This window comes from Kocuria sp. JC486, from assembly GCF_011602805.1.
Taxonomy (GTDB): domain Bacteria; phylum Actinomycetota; class Actinomycetes; order Actinomycetales; family Micrococcaceae; genus Kocuria; species Kocuria soli.
The window spans coordinates 99347-117871 of the sequence record NZ_JAAOZS010000006.1; the positions used below are offsets into that span (position 1 = coordinate 99347).

Annotated in this window: 15 protein-coding genes; 10 read left to right on the top strand and 5 right to left on the bottom strand. The window is 64.8% G+C overall.

Annotated elements, in window-relative coordinates; translation table 11 throughout:
- Window positions 1-598 precede the first annotated feature (598 nt).
- From GWK18_RS13090 to GWK18_RS05210, 6 genes are read left to right on the top strand one after another with little or no spacing between them, the layout of a single operon-like run.
- Window positions 599-943, top strand: coding sequence for a hypothetical protein (locus tag GWK18_RS13090; protein WP_245192873.1), 345 nt, complete (start codon window positions 599-601; stop codon window positions 941-943).
- 11 nt (window positions 944-954) lie between these two features.
- Window positions 955-2121, top strand: coding sequence for a glycosyltransferase (locus GWK18_RS05190; protein WP_166833656.1), 1167 nt, complete (start codon window positions 955-957; stop codon window positions 2119-2121).
- On the top strand, window positions 2109-3449 hold the full coding sequence (locus GWK18_RS05195) for a glycosyltransferase (RefSeq protein ID WP_166833658.1): 1341 nt from the start codon (window positions 2109-2111) through the stop codon (window positions 3447-3449). Before GWK18_RS05190 ends, GWK18_RS05195 begins: the two co-directional genes overlap by 13 nt.
- The gene (gene gmd / locus GWK18_RS05200; RefSeq protein ID WP_166833660.1) at window positions 3446-4477 is read left to right on the top strand and encodes a GDP-mannose 4,6-dehydratase; all 1032 of its coding nucleotides are present in this window, start codon (window positions 3446-3448) and stop codon (window positions 4475-4477) included. Before GWK18_RS05195 ends, gmd begins: the two co-directional genes overlap by 4 nt.
- 44 nt (window positions 4478-4521) lie before the next feature.
- Window positions 4522-5499: a GDP-L-fucose synthase gene (locus GWK18_RS05205; protein ID WP_123825077.1), complete on the top strand. Its 978-nt coding sequence runs from the start codon at window positions 4522-4524 to the stop codon at window positions 5497-5499.
- On the top strand, window positions 5492-6739 hold the full coding sequence (locus GWK18_RS05210; protein ID WP_166833662.1) for a lipopolysaccharide biosynthesis protein: 1248 nt from the start codon (window positions 5492-5494) through the stop codon (window positions 6737-6739). Before GWK18_RS05205 ends, GWK18_RS05210 begins: the two co-directional genes overlap by 8 nt.
- A gap of 27 nt (window positions 6740-6766) precedes the next feature.
- Here the strand turns inward: GWK18_RS05210 and GWK18_RS05215 are convergent, their stop codons facing one another.
- The 5 genes from GWK18_RS05215 to GWK18_RS05235 form a co-directional block, all read right to left on the bottom strand.
- Window positions 6767-8206 carry an O-antigen polymerase gene (locus tag GWK18_RS05215; protein WP_166833665.1) on the bottom strand — a complete coding sequence of 480 codons (1440 nt, stop codon included), beginning with the start codon at window positions 8204-8206 and terminating at the stop codon, window positions 6767-6769.
- A 63-nt stretch (window positions 8207-8269) separates the two neighbouring features.
- On the bottom strand, window positions 8270-8971 hold the full coding sequence (locus GWK18_RS05220) for a Wzz/FepE/Etk N-terminal domain-containing protein (protein ID WP_348535840.1): 702 nt from the start codon (window positions 8969-8971) through the stop codon (window positions 8270-8272).
- 31 nt (window positions 8972-9002) lie between these two features.
- Complete coding sequence (locus GWK18_RS13395) at window positions 9003-10163, bottom strand: glycosyltransferase (RefSeq protein ID WP_166833669.1); 1161 nt, start codon at window positions 10161-10163, stop codon at window positions 9003-9005.
- Between the two features lie 218 nt (window positions 10164-10381).
- Window positions 10382-12085, bottom strand: a complete 1704-nt coding sequence (locus tag GWK18_RS05230) for a hypothetical protein (RefSeq protein ID WP_166833671.1) — start codon at window positions 12083-12085, stop codon at window positions 10382-10384.
- A gap of 235 nt (window positions 12086-12320) precedes the next feature.
- Window positions 12321-13433 (bottom strand): glycosyltransferase, encoded by a 1113-nt coding sequence (locus GWK18_RS05235; protein WP_166833673.1) that lies wholly within the window; start codon window positions 13431-13433, stop codon window positions 12321-12323.
- 512 nt (window positions 13434-13945) lie between these two features.
- Here GWK18_RS05235 and GWK18_RS05240 point away from each other — a divergent pair.
- Genes GWK18_RS05240 through GWK18_RS05255 form a run of 4 tightly spaced genes read left to right on the top strand, consistent with a single transcriptional unit; the run spans window position 13946 to window position 18420 of the window.
- Complete coding sequence (locus tag GWK18_RS05240) at window positions 13946-14560, top strand: Wzz/FepE/Etk N-terminal domain-containing protein (protein WP_166833675.1); 615 nt, start codon at window positions 13946-13948, stop codon at window positions 14558-14560.
- 12 nt (window positions 14561-14572) lie between these two features.
- Window positions 14573-15817 carry a glycosyltransferase family 4 protein gene (locus GWK18_RS05245; protein WP_348535839.1) on the top strand — a complete coding sequence of 415 codons (1245 nt, stop codon included), beginning with the start codon at window positions 14573-14575 and terminating at the stop codon, window positions 15815-15817.
- A gap of 1 nt (window position 15818) precedes the next feature.
- On the top strand, window positions 15819-17366 hold the full coding sequence (locus tag GWK18_RS05250; RefSeq protein WP_166833677.1) for a hypothetical protein: 1548 nt from the start codon (window positions 15819-15821) through the stop codon (window positions 17364-17366).
- Window positions 17341-18420: a glycosyltransferase gene (locus tag GWK18_RS05255; protein WP_166833679.1), complete on the top strand. Its 1080-nt coding sequence runs from the start codon at window positions 17341-17343 to the stop codon at window positions 18418-18420. The genes GWK18_RS05250 and GWK18_RS05255 overlap by 26 nt, the downstream gene beginning before the upstream one ends.
- Window positions 18421-18525 lie beyond the last annotated feature (105 nt).

Consider the following 18525-nt stretch of genomic DNA (forward strand, 5'->3'; position numbering starts at 1 on the left):
GATCAGCAAACTGCAGAGACTGCCCCTGGCACTGCGTCACACCGTGGCAACCAATGGCTCTGTCCTCTTTTGTGCGGTTCACTCGCGGTCCAGGTGTATGCGCCTCCGCACCGCGCGCCGAGCGATTGCCTGAATCTGGCCGGTTGCATGAACGCCGGCCACGATCGACGAACTCATCTCCGCCCACGGCTCAATGCATCTGCATGTAGATTTACTCCGCAGTCCGCTCCCATGAGGCCCAGGCCACACGTGTCCGGATAGGGTTGTGTTCTACGCGATGACCAGAGATGTGGGGACATCACCGGAATGTCGCGGCGGCCACGGTTGATGCAGCGTTCAGTCATCGCATCAGGGGGACACAAGAGCCAAAAGGGGGAACTGATTCATGCGACGGCGTTTGGCCTCATTCACGGGAAATGGGTACGACAAGGGACGAAACCTACCCATCCAGGCACTCTGGGTGGCGGTGGGCAGCCCTGCGACTCGCTCAATTCTGTGTCCGTCCAAAATTCGCGTGAAAGTCCTCAGGGCTTTTGGGGCCAACATCGGTGAAAATGTTCTGATCCGCCACCGGGTACACATCCAATGGCCTTGGAAATTGACTGTCGGCTCCAATTCCTGGATTGGCGTCGAATCACAACTCATCAACCTCGAGGACATCATCATCGGCGAGGACGTCTGCCTGTCCCAGCAGTCCATGCTGTGCACAGGTAGCCACCGTGCCGATGTGGAGTCCTTCGACTTCGACAACGCACCCGTCACCATCCGCGACGGTGCCTGGATTGCAACGCGGGCCACTGTCCTACGCGGGGTCACCGTGGGAGAGAATGCCGTGATCGGCGCGACTGCACTGGTCACGCAGGATGTAGCACCCGACTCGCGAGTCCTCGCACCCCGGGCCGAAGTGGCACCGCCGTCCTCCACCCGTGGAGTTCGGCCGTGAGGATTGTCCACGTGGCCACGCTGATTTCCCCGCACGGTGAGTACGGCGGCCCGGTTCGCGTGGCCTGCCGACAGGTCGAAGAACTCCGACACCGGGGACATCAAGCAATACTCACCGGCTCGCACAAGGGATTTCAGTCTGCCACCGCGCCACAGGAGTTCGACGGGGTGCCGGTCCAATTGTTCCGAGCATATAATCCGTTACCGACCCTCGGTTTCGCCACCACCATTGCCCCCGGGCTCTTCGCATGGTTTCTGCGAAATCGAAAGAATTTCGACGTCGTTCACATCCACTTGGCCCGCGATCTGGTCACGCTACCCATCGCATGGTTGTGCGCGATGTTTCGTATTCCTTACGTCCTACAGACCCACGGCATGATCGTCCCGTCACCTCGGCTCCTGGCCAGAATTCTTGACGCAATTGCAGTCAAACGTGTGCTGCACTCGGCGAAGGCAATTCTGCACTTGCGTCCGGTGGAAGCCGACGAGATCGAAGCCGTTGCGGGGCGCAGCCTGCCAACAGTTCAGGTGCCCAACGGACTCCCGACCCCTCCGTCCGCGCCGGCGCCCCAACCCGAGCACCCGGCCGTGCTGTTTCTGGCCCGCCTTCACCCGCGCAAGCAGCCCATGGCGTTCGTCGAAGCTGCAAGACAACTCCATGCGCATCACCCCGAGGTCGATTTCACGCTCCTGGGGCCTGATGAAGGCGAAGGAGACCGCGTGACCCAGGCAATCGCCACAACTCCTCTGTCCGGAAGGCTGCAATGGAACGGTCCGGTCGAGCCCACAGCCGTCACGGAGGCCATCAGCAAGTGTTCCGTGTTCGTCCTGCCTTCCCGCAATGAACCGTTTCCGATGTCCGTCCTGGAGGCCATGGCCTGCGGACGGCCCGTGGTGATCAACCACGACTGCGGGCTGGCTCCACTGGTTCAGGAATACGGTGCCGGCATCGTCTGTGATCGTTCCGGGCCCGAACTGGCAGAAGCGGTCGACCAGCTGCTCAAGGACGCGGACAGAAGAGACCGGATGGGCAGAGCAGGTCAACGACTGATCCGTGAAGAGCTCTCCATGCGACGCGTCGGGGATGTGCTGGACCAGATCTATTCGAAGGGCGTTGGTGATTCCACGCCCCGGGCTACAGCCAGCGACAAGGGGAAGCCACCAGCATGCGAATCCTGATCATCGGCCTCAACTACGCTCCGGAACCCACCGGGAACGCCCCGTACACCACGGCACTGGCAAGGGGGCTCGTGGAGCGCGGCCACACCGTGACTGTGCTCACCGGATACCCCCACTACCCGGAGTGGAGAATCGCGGAGGGTTACACCGGTAGGCGTCAAACAGAGCTCATCGACGGCGTACGAGTTCACCGGTTTCGACACATGGTGCCCAGCCAAGGGGGCACCGGAGCAGCCCGGCTCCTGATGGAGCTGCACTTCGGTCTGCGCGCAGCTTTCAGCCGGTGGCCTCACAGCGACGTGGTCCTGACTGTGTCACCCGCACTGTTCTCCTCCGGCATCGCGTTGGTCCGAGCCCGTCTCACCGGCCGTTCAGGCAGGGCCATCTGGGTCCAGGACCTGTACAGCAAGGGTGCCGAGGAATTGAACGGTTCCGTGCGGCGCTCCCGCCGGCTCCTCAAGTGGCTGGAAGGGAAGGTGCTCGGACAGGCCCAGTCCGTGGCCGTGATCCATCCGCGCTTTGCGGCGCATGTCATCGAGTCCCTCGGTTTTCCGTCCCAAGGTGTTGTCGTACACCGCAATTGGTCACACCTCCAGACCGTGAGTTCCCCGGTCGACCGCGCAGCCGTCAGAGCCAAGCACGGGTGGGGCGATGGTGACCGCATCATCCTGCACGCAGGGAACATGGGCGCCAAGCAGGACCTGGAGAATGTGGTGGAGGCCGCTCGACGCGCGCAGGTTCAAGGGTCATCCGTGCACTTCGTGCTCCTGGGCTCGGGTTCCCGACGCGCAGCCCTGGAAGAACTCGGTCAGGGAGTGGAGAACCTTCACTTCCTGCCTCCCCAGGACGATCGACGATTCCAGGAAATCCTGCACAGTGCCGACGCTCTCCTGGTGAATGAACAGCCCGGACTGCGGGAAATGGCGGTGCCCAGCAAGCTCACGTCCTATTTCAGAACCGGTCTCCCCGTTCTGGCGGCGGTTGAACCGGACGGAACCACCGCGCAGGAGGTCCTCGAGGCGCGGGCGGGAGTGGTCGTTCCACCGGGTGATCCGTCCCTGCTCCTCCAGGCCGCCCAGGACCTGACTGCGGATGCCGTCAGGTGTCAAGCACTGGGTGCCAACGGCTTGCGCCACGCAGAGGAGAACCTGACCCAGAGTTCAGCCCTGGCCCGCAACGAGGCGTGGTTGAGGCAACTGGCCGTCCGCCCCTCGTCGAGGGCCGAGCGAAGCCGGTCACTCGGAACGAACATGCCACGTACCTCCAAGCCGCAACGAACAGAACCAGAGGCAGCACGAGCAACGAAAGCGGGAGAGATACTGCAATGACAAGTGAACGTCGTAAGGCATTTATCACGGGCATCACGGGCCAAGACGGCTCGTACCTGGCTGAATTGTTGTTGAGCAAGAACTACGAGGTGCATGGTCTGATCCGGCGCTCTTCGAGTTTCAATACGGAACGGATTGATCACCTGTACCAGGATCCGCACGATCCGGATGTCAGGTTGCAACTGCACTACGGTGATCTTTCCGACGGTGTTCGCCTCACCACACTGTTGCGTGACATCGAGCCGGACGAGATCTACAACTTGGGCGCGCAGTCCCACGTGCGGGTGTCCTTCGACGAGCCGGTACACACGGCAGAAACCACTGGCGCCTCCACCATCCGCCTGCTCGAAGCCGTCCGGCAGTCCGGCGTGGGCTGTAAGTTCTATCAGGCCTCGACTTCTGAGCTGTTCGGCGCCACACCACCACCCCAGAACGAAACGACCCCCTTCTACCCGAGGTCCCCGTACGGAGTTGCGAAACTCTATTCGTACTGGATCACAAAGAATTATCGCGAAGCCTACGGACTTTTTGCCGTCAACGGCATCCTTTTCAATCACGAATCACCGCGACGCGGAGAGACTTTCGTGACTCGCAAGATCACCAGGGCGGCTGCAGCCATCAAAGCCGGTGTCCAGGACCATCTCTACATGGGAAATCTGGATGCCGTACGGGACTGGGGCTATGCCCCCGAGTACGTCGAGGGCATGTGGAGGATGCTCCAAGCCGACGAACCGGAAGACTTTGTCCTTGCCACGGGGCAGGAGAGCACCGTGCGGGACTTCCTGATCGTTGCTTTCGAGCATGCGGGTCTGGACTGGGAGAAGCACGTCCGGTTCGACCCCCGCTACCTTCGCCCCACGGAGGTGGACGCACTGATCGGGGACCCGTCCAAAGCCGCCGAGAAACTCGGCTGGCGGACCTCCGTCAACAGCGCCGAGTTGGCGAGGATCATGGTTGATGCTGACATCGAACGGCTGGAGTGCCAAGGGCGCCCCTACATCGACACGCCCCGTCCGAGCACCGCGTGACGTCGACCCCCGCCTGATTGAACTGACTCTTTAAGGAATCTGTCATGTCTGTTGAAACCACTTCCCGAACCGTCCAACCGATACCACGCGACGCCCTGGTCTACGTGGCGGGGCACCGTGGACTGGTTGGTTCCGCCATCTGGCGCCGATTGCAAGCCGCCGGATTCACCAACCTCCTTGGAGTGACCTCGGCGGAGCTTGATCTGCGAGAGCGCGACAGCGTGTCGGACTTCTTCCAACAACACAAACCTCAGGCGGTCGTACTCGCGGCCGCCAAGGTCGGCGGAATCCTGGCCAACGACACCTACCCCGTGGACTTCCTGAGCGACAACCTCAGGATCCAACTCAACGTGATGGATGCGGCCCGTTCCGTCGGGGTGCAACGGTTGCTGTTCTTGGGTTCCTCCTGCATCTACCCCAAGTTCGCGGAGCAACCCATTGTGGAAGATGCCCTCCTCACAGGGCACCTGGAACCGACCAACGACGCCTACGCCATCGCCAAGATCGCGGGAATCCAGCAGGTGCAGGCGGTGCGGAAGCAAGACGGCCTGCCATGGATTTCGGCCATGCCCACCAACCTCTACGGCCCGGGAGACAATTTCTCGCCGCAGGGGTCACACGTGCTGCCGGCCCTGATCCGACGCTTCGAACAGGCCAGAATCGACGGAACTCCCTCAGTGACGAACTGGGGCACCGGAACCCCTCGCAGAGAGTTCCTGCACGTGGACGACATGGCCGATGCCTGCCTCCACCTTCTGGACCACTACGACGGCGGCCAACAGGTCAATGTGGGTACGGGCAAAGACATCACGATCGCGGAACTGTCCGACCTGATTGCCGCGGCTGTGGGCTACACCGGCGAGGTCCAGTGGGACACCACCAAGCCGGACGGCACGCCCCAGAAACTCCTGGACGTCTCGAAGCTCAACGCCGCGGGTTGGCAGCACGCCATCACCTTGGAGGAGGGACTGCGTTCAACCGTCACCTGGTACCGAGAGCACCGAGACGACCTCCGTGCCTGACCAGCGTCAGGAACCACCCAGGTACCGGGTACTCAGCGGGTTCCTGTGGGTCACCGGTGGCAGGTTGGCCGCTGCCCTCCTGCAGTCTCTGGCCCTGATCCTGGTCGCGCGTGGCACCGACCCCGAGAAGTTCGGGGTGTTCTCCGCTTTCCTGGGTCTGGTGGTGGTGCTCCAGACTTCGGTTGACCTGGGTGTGTCGACCTATGCGCTGCGCGCCCGCGCCGCTGATCCGTCCGATCCAGACATTCGACGGTGCCTGAACGTTTACCGGTGGCTCGGGGCGGTCTTGCTGTCCGCGCTCCTGGTTGCGGGCATGCTCCTCGCAACATTCGGTGAAATCCCGTGGTGGTGGCTGATTCCGCTGGCCGTGGGACTGACCGTGGAGCGACAAGCGGACATGCGGTTGAACATGGCCATCGCCGACGGGGACACGTGGAAGAACTCAAGCGTGCTGGTGGCACGCCGAATGGTTGCGCTGGGCATTGTCGTGGTTGCCGCAGAGGCGTTGGGCCCCATTACGGCATACGGGCTCGGAAGTCTTCTGGCAGCGCTGCTGAGTTGGCTGCTGGGTACTCAACTCGTCAGCGTCACCACGCCCAGCAGCGAGCGTCCCCCGAATGACACGCGCTACATCCTGCGACGCAGCCGACCCTTCTGGGCGAACTCGTTCATGGCCCAAGTTCGAAACCTGGACACACTCGTGGTGGGTTTTGTTGCCAGTTCGGTCCAGACCGGTTACTACGGTGCGATCTCCCGCTCCGTCTCCCCGTTGCGCATGATCGGGACGTCCCTGGCGGGCGTCATGATGCCGGCTGCGGTGAAGAGCGGCCGCGGCGACAAGCGCGGCAAGCGCCGCGTGCTCATGGTCCTCCTCCTGGGCCTGGGCCTGGCCTACACCGCCCTGGGTGTCACTGCACACAGCTGGGTGGTTTGGCTCCTGGGCAGCGACTACCAGGGCGCCGTCGCCGGATTCCGGTTTCTCCTGGTGGCACTTGCCCTGGACGGGGTCTCCTCCGTGATCACGGCAGTCATGCAGGGCTCCGGCCTGGAGAGGGTGGTGGCATGGTCGGCCACTGCGTCCTCCCTCCTCGGGCTGGGCGCCGTGGCACTGGGAGGTTGGCTCGAGGGCGCCACGGGCGCCGCAGCCGGTCTGGCGCTGTCCTACGTCGTGCAGTTCGTCATCATGCTCGTCGGAGGGGGACATCTGTTCTTCGGTCCGCAACGCGGTCGCCACCTCTGACCAGACACCGCACTCCGGTCACGCCAATCACGACATCACGTGACGCCCACCCTTCGAGTTCCACGCCGCCGGGATCGAGAGTGCCTGAACTCTGCTGCGCAATACCCAGAACGGCACCAGGGCAAAGCCCACGGCGTACATGGCCCACCATGTGGCATGGACGGTGTTGGTCCGTGCTGCCACCAGGGCGAAGGCCGACAGAACCACCACGACGACGACCGTCGAATCGCTGAGTTCGTCGGCTCGGCTCCACAGATTGGAAAGCAACCGCAGTACGGCGCCGAAGAGGAAGCAGCCGATTGCGACGCCCAGGAACCCTCCGTCGAAGTACGAGACCCCGGCCACCGAACTCACGGGGCAGACAGCCTCCGCGCACCCGCCGCCCCAGACCCTACTGAGGACTTCATCCGAGAACACCTGAGTTGTGGTGGAACCGTCCAATCCACCCGAGGGCAACGGGTGTTCCAGGAATTCCAGCAGCGTCCCTCTTCCCCACCCCCAGGGTTGGTCTCCTCCCAAGCGGGGGGCAATCACCGCAATGTAGTCGATCATCTCGGTGTCGTAGGAGGTGAACACCGGCAACACACTTGCCAATGGACCCTCTTCGGTGATGTAGCGCCAGCTCGCGGAGAACAGATTCTCTCCGGGCAACCGGGCCCCAGCCGATCGAACCATCGGAACCACCGCCAAGAAGACGGCACCGATTCCGGCAGCAACCACCCACGGAAGCGTGACTCTCTGCGGTTTCCTGACCAGAAACGCAATGATGGGAATCAAGAGCGCCGGAATCAGGAATCGGCGGTTACCGCCCAAGGAGACCTGGAACACGGAAAGTGCCACAGAAAATACCACCGCTGCCCACTGCGCGGGCAGCAAGGCAGTGTGCCGCTTGCTGATCAGCAACACGGCTGCCGCCAGAGAACCGGACATGCCCGCAATGACGACGGCTTCCGGCAACCCAGGCACAGTGCTTTCGGCTGAGCGCCCCCCGAACATGGTCAGCACGGTCTGCGGCCCAGCAATCGCGGCAATTGCACCGAAGTTGATCACGGTTCCGCCAACAGCCGTCACAAGGCAGGCAGTTGCACCGAAGCTCCATGTGTCCACGCGTTCTTGGGCACTCCAGGGCCCGGTGTCCCGGGCCAGCGGCCGCCCGGGCCGCCTGGCAAAACTGAGGACCACCACACCCAGCGTGAACGCCACCAGTGCACAGATTCCGACCCACAGGGCTATGTCCCAGCCGAGCGACGTGATGGGCTGCTCGTAGAGATACCAAGGGTCCCTACCCGAAGCCTCGATGGCGTCCGGCATCGTGGCTTTGAACACCGGCCTGGCACCGAAGATGAAGGACAGAACCAGAACAGCCAAGGTTTCAGGAGCCAAGAAGCGTCCGACTCCCTGCACCGGGCAGGTTGCGATCACAGCCGTGACGCACAGGACGGCGACGATCAGCGCGAGCCACTCCACTGTCGGTCACCACCCCGAGCGTCCGAGCAGTACCCGTGGAGCCTCAGGGACAGACTGTCCATGTCAGGAGGCCCTGGTCACGTGCCGTCGCTGAGCAAACGCATACTGCGCCACAGCGATCACCAGTCCCAGCAAGAAACCGAGAGCGGCCCCCGCCAGTGCCGCCGTGGTCAGGGAAACTGACTGGTCCCGGGTGGGCACCGGTGCCTGCGTCACAGTTTCCATGCTGGTCACAGGGCCCTCTTCGGCCACGGTCGGTGCGACCTCATCGACCGTCTCGGACAGCTGCTGAGCAATGGCGTTCGACGTTTCCGCGGCCTCGTCAGGGTCCGCGCCAGTGGTCGTGATTTCCACCATCATGGTGTCGGGAGGAGTGGAGACGCTCACCCGGGTGGCGAGTTCCTGGGGCGTCGTGTCCATTCCGAGGTCGTCGATGACGGGCTGCAGGACCGTCTCCGTAGTGGCCAAGGTCGACAACGTCGCGATTTGTTGGGACATGTAGGTTCCGATCTGAGGCAGTTCGGCAGCCTCAGTTGCCTCTGTGGCCGTCAACAACGTTGTGGCCGTGGCCAAATACCTGGGTGGTGTCATCAAAGCGACAGCACCTCCGATGAGCGCACCGATGATCGTACTGATCAGCACCCAAACCACGCTGCGCCGAAACGCCATCACATAATCGACAAAATCCATCTCTCCCCCTTGTTCTGCGATTTGTCTACGCTTGCTGACTTCCAGGGGGCATTTCTTACGGTGCCCCGGCCCCATGTCCAAGCGTGCACGGTTGTGCACCCCTGACTCACATCGCCGACTCACAGGCGTCGACGAAGGTGGCAACCATGTGGTCCATGCTCGGCGTCCCCGCGCGCTCCCTCGCCGCCGAGCGAAGACGGTCAATTGCCCCCGGCTGTTCGTACACGTCCAGGATCTCATCGGCCCACTGCGTCGGCTCATCCGTGAGAACCAATGAGTCCGTTCCGGGAACCAGATAGTCGAACTCCGGAGCGTGGTAGGGGTGCGGTGTGGTCACCACCGGCAGTGCGAGGACGAAACTCTCAACCGCGACAAGGCCGACCCGCCCCGGCATGAGCATGAACTGGGCAACCCGAGACATGAGGGCTTTTTCTCGATCTCCCACGCGTCCCAGGCGGAGAACCTGTCCACGCTGGACCGCCAGGTCCAGGAGGTGGGCGTCCGCACCAGCCCCACCCACCAACACGCGCAATTGCGGATCGGCCTGCCACCACCGCTCCAATGCCTCCGCCAGGAAATCAACTCGTTTGGAACGATCGAGGCCACCGACGTATGCGACGCACCGCACCGGAACGGTCTCCTGCTCCGCACCGCTGGTGAGCTCCGACCATGCCTGGGAGGGGGACAAGACAGACACTTCGTCGACTGCCGCTTGAAGCGCTTCGAGATCCACGGTGTTGTCCAGGGACCGCACCCTGTTCTGGGGCACGCCGCGGTCACGGGCGTCCAGAACCCCCTTGGGTGTGTAGGCGAGAACCTGGTCCGAGGCCCTCATCATGATGGTTTCCACCGCATTCAAGAAGGTCCCGTGCGTTCGTGTGTATGCCCCGACGTGGCCCCACGTGATGACCCGCGGGGAGCGGATGCCCGGCAACCACCGGGTCAGAGCGCGCCGCAACAGTGCCACATGTGTGTCAATGCAACCCGTGGCCAGTTCACAGACCACGACGTCGGCCGTTCGCTGGAATCCGACGGAACCGTGGTATCGCACATACATGGGGCCGAAGAATCGGCCCCACCCCCGACCGCTGCGCTGCCACGGCAGGCTGTCGTTCGCGACATCCCCCCGCTTGGCGTGCTCCCCGGAGGAAACTCCCGTGGCCACGATGACCTGGTTCCCGGAGCTCTGAAGACGGTCAACCACCCGCCGAAAGAACTCCGACCGGTAGCCGGGAATCATGGGTTGCACGATCAAGACTCGAGACACTTGACCTCCAATTTCGGTCGACTCATGGGATTGCTGACCCCGTGGTGCGCGTCGTCCCACCAAGACTCAGCGTCTCACGAGTCTCCGCGGCACAATGCCATTCATTGTGGGGTTTTTCGGGGACGAACACAGCTCCGTGAAGCGAACTCGCTGTCTCACGAATCAACATGCTTGAATCCAACGACGAAACGTGGTGACCAAGAAAGACATCCGCCTTCTCACGCGCGAATCTCCCTGAGCAGCATTTGCTCCACCGAAGATCTTCCGGCAAACGAAAGAAGTGCATGATCCACGTCCCCCAGAGGGAATACCTGAATTTTGTGGCCGGCCTTCCGGAGTCGCTGCACCTCTTGCACACCTCCTGATCGCTTGAATTCGATCAGGTCCTCAGAGCCCATGGCCAGGAGTACTTCCGGTGTGCCTTTCTCGAACAGCTGACTCACGGTCTGCATGACCCCGTAACGCGACAGTTGGCGACGAGCCGCGTGGGGCATTCGCATTTGTGCCTCATTTCGTGCCGCCTTGAGGAAAAGTTTGAGTCGTAATTTCCAGCTGGTTGGAGCTTTGGTGAACGGGGCAACGGGTTCCGACGTTGCATCAGCACCCAATAGGGCCTTGAGTCGGCCTGTTTTGTAATACCGATCGTAGTAATCGGGTCGAGGAGACCACGCCACGTTGTTTATGGCAATCACTTTCTTCAGGGGCAGCCTGGCAGCATCCCGCAGCAACAGCCACGCACCGGAACACAACCCCACTCCGGTCACCTCCATGCCGGTCCGCGCTCGTTGATCGCACACTGCGGCAGCCACGTCCTGGAGGATTTCCTCGCGGTACGGGATGGGTTGCTCCGCCCGTCCCATCTGGGTGGCCTCGCCCATGTCACGACGGTCCACTCTGAGCACGCTGGCACCTCGGCTGGCCAACCGGCGCGCGGTACGAGCCCACAGGCCGGTCGGCCCGTCCCTCGGCTCCGCATCAGCCGGTACCAGGACCATCGCGTTATTGATCTGCGTCTTCTCCGCCGGCTCCGTCAGCACGGCAGGCAGGTGTTCGGGCCCCACTCTGACGAAATGTTCGCGAACGCGTGAACCATCGACGACGTGCATCCACTCTTCCGGCAGATCGACCGAAACACTCTCGCCCGCTCCCGGCGCCGTCGCGCACGTTGCAACCGCAAGTTCGACGACACGGTTGATTGCTTGGTACTCGACGAGCGCATCACGGGAGGGGACGGCGTACAGGCGCTCGGCAGATTCCCGGTTCTCGCCCCTCATTTCGACCCACCCGGGCGTTGGTGATTTCGGCAACCTGAGATTGGACAATGAGTTCGCGCCGGCCTGGGAGAACAAAGCACCCCCGACCTCAACGCCCGTCGAATCGGGAGCTTGTGACACCCAAAGCTTGCGCAGTGCCACGTGTTCACGAAGCCAACGGCGGCCCGCGACCGGCTCCCACCCGATGGTGAGGTCACCATCGTCCAGAACGGTTCGGCAACTGAATGCGATGGCCGCCCCGAGTCGCAGACCCACAACAGTCACTGGACGACCAGGCGCCGTCTGCCGAGCATGCTGTATCACTGCTGTCAGGTCACGAGACCATGCCGCCGCCACGTCGTCGGGCAGCTCGCCACCGCTGTCCCCCGTGCCTCGCCAGGCGAATCGATAGACCAGCAGACCAGCCGCAACGGCGGTCAACGCCAGGACACGCAAGGAACGATAGGCCACGACACCTTCCCGTCCAACAGACGTGGCGATGACCATGATCCCGCGTGGCTGCCCGTCCGGAATGTGTGTCACAACGGCCAAGGCGTCGTCATCGACCTGCAACCACCCTGCGATCCCATCCGCTTCCCGTGACCGCGTGTCGTCCTCTCGTGGCGCCTCCGCACCACCAGACAAGTTGAACCCGTTTCCCCAATTCACAGCACATTCCTCCCCCGAATCGCTGTACACAAGGCCCCAGGATTCCGATGTGACCAATCTGGAACGGAGCGCGCAGCTTCACTGCTGCCCGTCGTCCACGCAATCACCCGGGCCGAAGAAAAATGCGGTACCCACCCGCAACGGCCGTCTGAATCCATGAGGTGTACTCATGAGTAGCGTACGTGGGGACATCCACCGAAGTGAAGATCATTAAGTTGTGGGGTCCGGTGCGTTCTCAGCGCCCCAGGCCGGGGTCGTAGTCCACGAATCCGTCGATCTTGGCCTGGCGCTTCTGCAGCCACTTCATGCCGCCGGGCACCTTGGAGATCTTGTGTTTGACCGCCACGCGCTTCTGGGCGGGCATGACCTCCGCCGCGGCGTCCAGCTGGCGCCTGGCCTCGTCCAGGTGCCCACTGCGGAGGTTGGCGGCCATCTGCTTCAACAGGCCCTGGGGCGAACCCACCTCCAGGCGCCGTTCGACGAACGCGATCTCCGCCGGGGTCATCTCGTCCCGGAAGCGTTCCAGGTTACGGCGCAGCGCCTCGTCCTCACCGGCGTCCATGGCCTCCCGGTTGGACATCATGGAACCTGCCGTCCACCAGACCATGCACAGCACCTCCTGCGTCCGGTGGAAACGCCAGCCGGAGTAGACGGCGCGGATCCAGAACTCCCAGTCCTCCACGTAGGCCATGGTCTCGTCGAAGACCCCGACCTCCTCGAAGAACCTACGGGGGAACAATGCGGTGAACGCACCGAAGTTGTACTGCAGGATCACGTTGCGCTGATCGTGGGGAGCCGGCATGGGCTCGCGGTACATCGGGCGGGTGGTGTCCAGCCCTCCGCCGGTGACCTCGACCGACTGCGGGACCACCAGCCAGTTGCCCTCACCGAGCTTCTCCCGCTCGGCCATCAGGTGGGTGATGGCACCGGGGAGGTAGGCGTCGTCGGAGTCCAGGAACACGACCCAGTCACCGGTGTAGAGCCGCAGGCCGTGGTTGCGCGCCGAGGCTACGCCACCATTGGGCTGGGAGACGACGACGAACTTCCGGCCGGGGATGTCCATCTCCGCATACACGCGCACCAGGTCCAGGCTGTTGTCCGGGGAGCCGTCGTCCACCACGATGATTTCCAGGTTGGGCCAGGTCTGGCGCAACAAGGACGAGATCGTCTCTCCCACGCTGGCCCGTGCGTTGTAGACCGGGACCACCACGGAGACCAGCGGGAACTCCGACGCGCTCCCGCCCTGCCCTGCCTTGCCGACCTGCGCGGATGCGGCGTCGCCGCGCTGCTCAGCATGCTTGTTGTCAGCACTAGTGGCTACGGCTTCCGCTGACGACTCTTGGGTCATGGTCTCGATCCCCCCGCGACTGTTCTCGTGAGTCCCCCTCACGACATGGACGGTGATCGCACGGGTGCCACGCAAGGTTGTACGCGACATGCGGGTCACAAGGACCGACGCCTCGGCGATCACGGCGAGTCTAACGACGGGCCGCCGCACCATCGCGGGGACCTGTCCCCCAAACGGAGCGTGTACTGGGTCTCATCCGGCCCAGGCACCATCTTTTCGGACGAATTCCGATGTAGTCTCGCCAAACGCAGCGTCGATCACCGCGCCGATCCCCCAAGAGCCCGGCCGAGTTGATCGCAGTGCCCGCGAGGTCAGGGGAGGCCACGGGCCACGCACGCTGTCCCGTCGGGGTCCGTGACGACGCCCGGCTCCTGAAAACCGTCATCGACAAACCGTGCCCGGCACGACCGCCCCCACGAGGTCGTCGAACGGTGCACCGGAACAGACGTCCCGGTGGGACCGGGCCGAACGGCACGGTCCTGTGACCGGGCCACCGAGAAGGGGGAAACACCGTGACGCTCGCGCGTTTTCTGAGGGCTCTACGCCGCCTGTGGCCGATCGCACTGATCACCACCGGACTGGGGCTGGCGCTGGGCTTCGGCTCGGCCCTGGTCATGCCGAAGTCCTACGAGGCGCAGTCCACGATCTTCGTCAACGTGTCCGACTCGGAGACCGTCCAGGACCTGCAGATGGGCGAGCAGTTCGCTCAGGCGAGGGCCGCTTCCTACGCGGCCATCGGAACGTCGTCGCGAGTCCTCGAGCCGCTGGCCGAAGAACTGGGAGGCGATGTGACCGCCTCCTCGCTGGGCTCACAGGTGACCGTGACCAACTCCCCCAACACCGCCGTGATCACCGTGACCGGCACGGACGGGCACCCGGAGCGGGCCGCGGAGATCGCCAACGGTGCCGCCCAGTCGCTCGTGGACACCTCGGCCGAACTCGAAGGGGCCAAGGACGCCGACTCCTCCCCCGTCAAGCTGAACGTCATGGAGGAGGCCGCCGTCCCGAGCTCGCCGTCGGCCCCCTCGACCTCCATGAACATGCTGGTGGGCGCCGTCGTCGGGCTGCTGATCGGGCTGCTGATCGTCCTGGCCCGCGCCGGGACCACCCGCCGCGCCGACGCCTGATCGGAGATCCCGGTGAGCAACGACGCCCGTACCCGCGTACTCGTGGTCTGCCCGACCGAATACGGCGGGCAGATCGAACACGCCGCTGACACCGCCATGGCGCTGGCCGTCGACCCGCGAGTCGAGAGCGTGGTCCTGCTGTCGCGCCCTGGGGCCGACGCCTACCTGGGCCGCCCCGCCGTGGAGGGCCTCACGGTCGTGGAGACAGTGCCCCCGCGCCGTACAGGTGGCTTCGGCCCGTTGCGTCAGGGACTGCAGGTCCTGGACCTGATCCGGGAGCACGCCCAAATCCGCCGCCTGAGCCGACTCGCCGGCCCGGGAACCGTGTTGGCACTGGACTCGAGCAAGTACCCCTGGCCGGGTCTGCTGACCGCGCGCCGCGACCAGCGGACCGCGCTGTTCCTGCACAACGTCAAACCTCACCATGACGAGAACGCGGCATCCCTGCGGGAACGCGTCCTGCGCTACCTCGAACTCGGGGCGGCACGCGGGGTGGATCGCGTGATCGTCCACGGCGAGGACCAGAAGCGCACCGCGCGCGCCACGGTCCCCGGGGATCTGGTGGCTGTGACCCTGCCCACCTCCACCCGGATCGACCAGGCAGCCACGGCCGAGTCCGTACCGGTAGACGTTCCCGGGGAGACCGGTACGGACAGCACCGCGGCAGCGCGCACCGGGCGGGGTCTCACATCGGCCACCGCCGAGCCCTACGCTCTGGTGTTGGGTGAACTGCGGGCCAACAAGGGCGTGGAGCTGGCCATCGATGCCGCCGGTCAGGCAGGTGTACCCCTCCTGGTCGCGGGTCGGCCCGAGAGCGCTGAGCTTGGCCAGCTCCTGCACGACCGTGCCCGCGCCGCCGGCAGCGTGGAAATCCTGGACCGGTTCCTGGAACGGTCCGAGTTCACGCAACTGCTGGAAGGGGCCGCCGTCGTCGTGCTGCCCTACACCCACTTCGACGCGCAGTCGGGCATCCTCGCCAAGGCCGTCGCGGCCGGTCTGCCGATCGTCGCCTCCGACCTGCCCTCCCTGAAGGAACAGGCGGGCTCTCACGAACCCGCGCTCTTCGCCGATGTCCGGGACACCGCGGCCTTCGCGGCCGCGCTGCGCCAGGGGTTCGACGACGCCGTGGCCCGCGGCACCCGGGCGGCCGCCGTGACGCAGGCGGAGCACGCCGACTGGGCACCGACGGTCGACGCAGTTCTGGGTACGGTTCCAACCGCGCGCGGCACAGGCCGCACGACCGGAAGCGGACGCTGACGTGAACGCAGCCACCTCACCCACGCCGTGGGGAAGCAGCGGGGAGAGCAGCCTGGAGCGTACCCCGACGTCACGCCGTGAGGCCCGTGCGCAGGAAGAACTCCATCAGTCGGCCACCGGCTCGGCCGGTGAGTCGGGTGATGCCTCCCTGCCGGAGGCTGGGACCCTGTTCGACCGGGCGCTCTCCGCGCTGCTCATCCTGCTGGCCGCCTTCCCGTTCGCGGCCATCCCGCTGGGCGGCAACACCAACGTCCCGATGTCCTCCCTGGTGGCCGGAATCCTGGTGCTGCGCGCGGCACGTCACGTTCCGCTGCTGGTCGTGGCGGCGCTGTTCGCCGCCATCCCGTTCTTCTCCGCGTTCATCCGGATGTTCTACGATCCCACTCCGCTGGAGATCGTCCCCGTCATCACCTGGGTCGCGGCCACACTGGCCCTGCCGGGCGCGGCAGCCGCGGTCATCTTCCTGCGTCACCGCACGATCGCCTGGCTGTCCTGGACCCTGATCGGCTCAGCGGGCTACGCGGTGGTCCAGAAGCACATCTTCATCGAGCTGCTGAACCGGGTTCCCTTCGCTCCGTTGTACGAGATGCCCGGTTACGCGAACCTCCTGCCGTTCGAAGAAACCTTCCTGACCTACGTCCGCAGGCCGTTCGGGTTCTTCCCGGAGACCTCCTTCATGGTCGGCACCGTGACCCTCATGGCCATGGTCCTGATCGTCCTCCTGCGCCACTACGGATACGCGCCAGGAGTCCGGGACTGGGTGGCTGTCGGTCTGGCCGTGTGGGCCACCGCCATCAGTGGGTCCGGTTCGGCGGTGTTCGTGCTCGCCGCCGTGGTCCTGACCCTGCTGCTGCCTGTCGCGCTGCGCCGGGCCTGGATCGGTGTCCTGGGTGTTCCCGCCGCCGCCGTCGGCGCGTACGTGGTGGCCCGCAGCGTCCTGGAGGAACGTGCGAGCTCGTTCAACTGGTCCTGGGCCGACCGTGGTTCATCGATCCAGGCCGTGTTCAAGCACCTCTTCGAGACCCCCGGGGCCTTCTGGGGCGGTATGGGACGCGGCCGGGTCAACGAGGAATTCCTGGCGGGCCACATGCCCACGCAGACGTTCACGTACTACAACGAGATCAAGGACATCTTCTCCGTCACCGGCCGCCTGGTGGCCGAGAACGGCTTCCTGGTCGGTGGCGCGGCGTTCCTCTTCCTGGCCCTGCTCCTGCTGCGCTCGGGGGGGCGCATCCCGGTCTTCTACGGGATCATGCACGTCTTCGTGTGGGGCGTGATCTCGGGCGGGACGATCACCTACGACAACGCCTTCTGGCTCTGGGGCGGCGCCGGTGTGTGCCTGGGCCTGGAACTGACCCGCAAGTGGCCGGAGAAGCCCGTCCCCGATCACCGTCGCATCCCCACCGTGGAAGAGGTCGAGGCGCACCTGGACCGTGAGCTCGACGAACTCAACCGGGACGGAGCGGACCGCAGGGGCGGGCGCGGCAACCGCCCGGACGACCATGAAGGGATCGAGGAGCAGCATGCGCATTCTGCACGTGGTCAATGACGCCGACACCGGCGGTGCCCAGACACTGATCGAAGCGCTGGCCCACCGCCGCGGACACGACGACGAGGTCCGCATCCTGGTCCTGCTGGGACGCGGCGGGCTCAGTGACCGGTTGGAGGCCGCAGCCACCTCGGTGGACTACGTGGGGATGAGCCGCAAGGAGGTCCTCCCCCTGCGCGCCGTCGCCCACCTGCTGCGTCTGGTGCGCAAGCACAGGATCGACGTCGTGCACTCCCATCTGCACCAGTCGGACCTGGTCAACGCGATCACCCCGCACGGTCGGCCGCGGATCTCCACCCAGCACGCGAGCGAGGACGCGTCCTCCTCCAAGGTGGCCCACGCCGCCTGGCGTGCGGCGGGATTGGCGTCGTTCCGGATGGACGAGATGGTCGCCTGCTCCCCCTCCGCCCGCAACATCACGGCGGAGTTCGGCTACACCTTCCCCCCCGAGCGCATGCCGGTGATCTTCAACGGCACCACGGTGACCGATGCGCCGTCGCCAAACCCCGGTGGCCAGCAGCTGCTGCACCTGGCCCGATTCGCCCCGCCCAAGGACCACCGCAATCTGCTCGAAGCCATGGCACGCGTCCACGAAAAGCACCCCGAGGCCCACTTGTTGTGCGCGGGCAACGGTGTGGACGAATCCAATACCGAACTCACCACGTGGCGCAAGGAACTGGGGCTGGACGGCGTCGTGGAATTCGCGGGAACCATCACGGACGTCCGTCGGCGCCTCCGGACCTCGACCGCCCTCGTCTTCGCCAGCTACAACGAAGCGCTGCCCATGGCCGGGCTGGAAGCGATCAGCGAAGGCCTGCCCGTGATCACCACCCGGGCCGGTGACGCCGCGTTCATGACGGTCGACGAGCACCTGGCCGTCGCCCCGCGCGACCCCGAGGCACTGGCCGCTGCGATCGACTGGTTCCTCACCCGGACCCCGGAACAGGTGGACGCCCTCCGGCAGTCATCCTGGGAACTGTCACGGCGGGACTTCGACATCGACCGCGCGGCCCAGCGCTACATCACGATCTACCGGGATCTCGTCAGCTCCTGACGGGGTGCCTCACCCGCAGCGGGGCCCTGACCCGGGTGGCGGCGGGCGGGGGGCCGCCCGACGCCCCCCCCCGCCCCCCCGCCCCCCGCCCCCCCCCCCCCACCT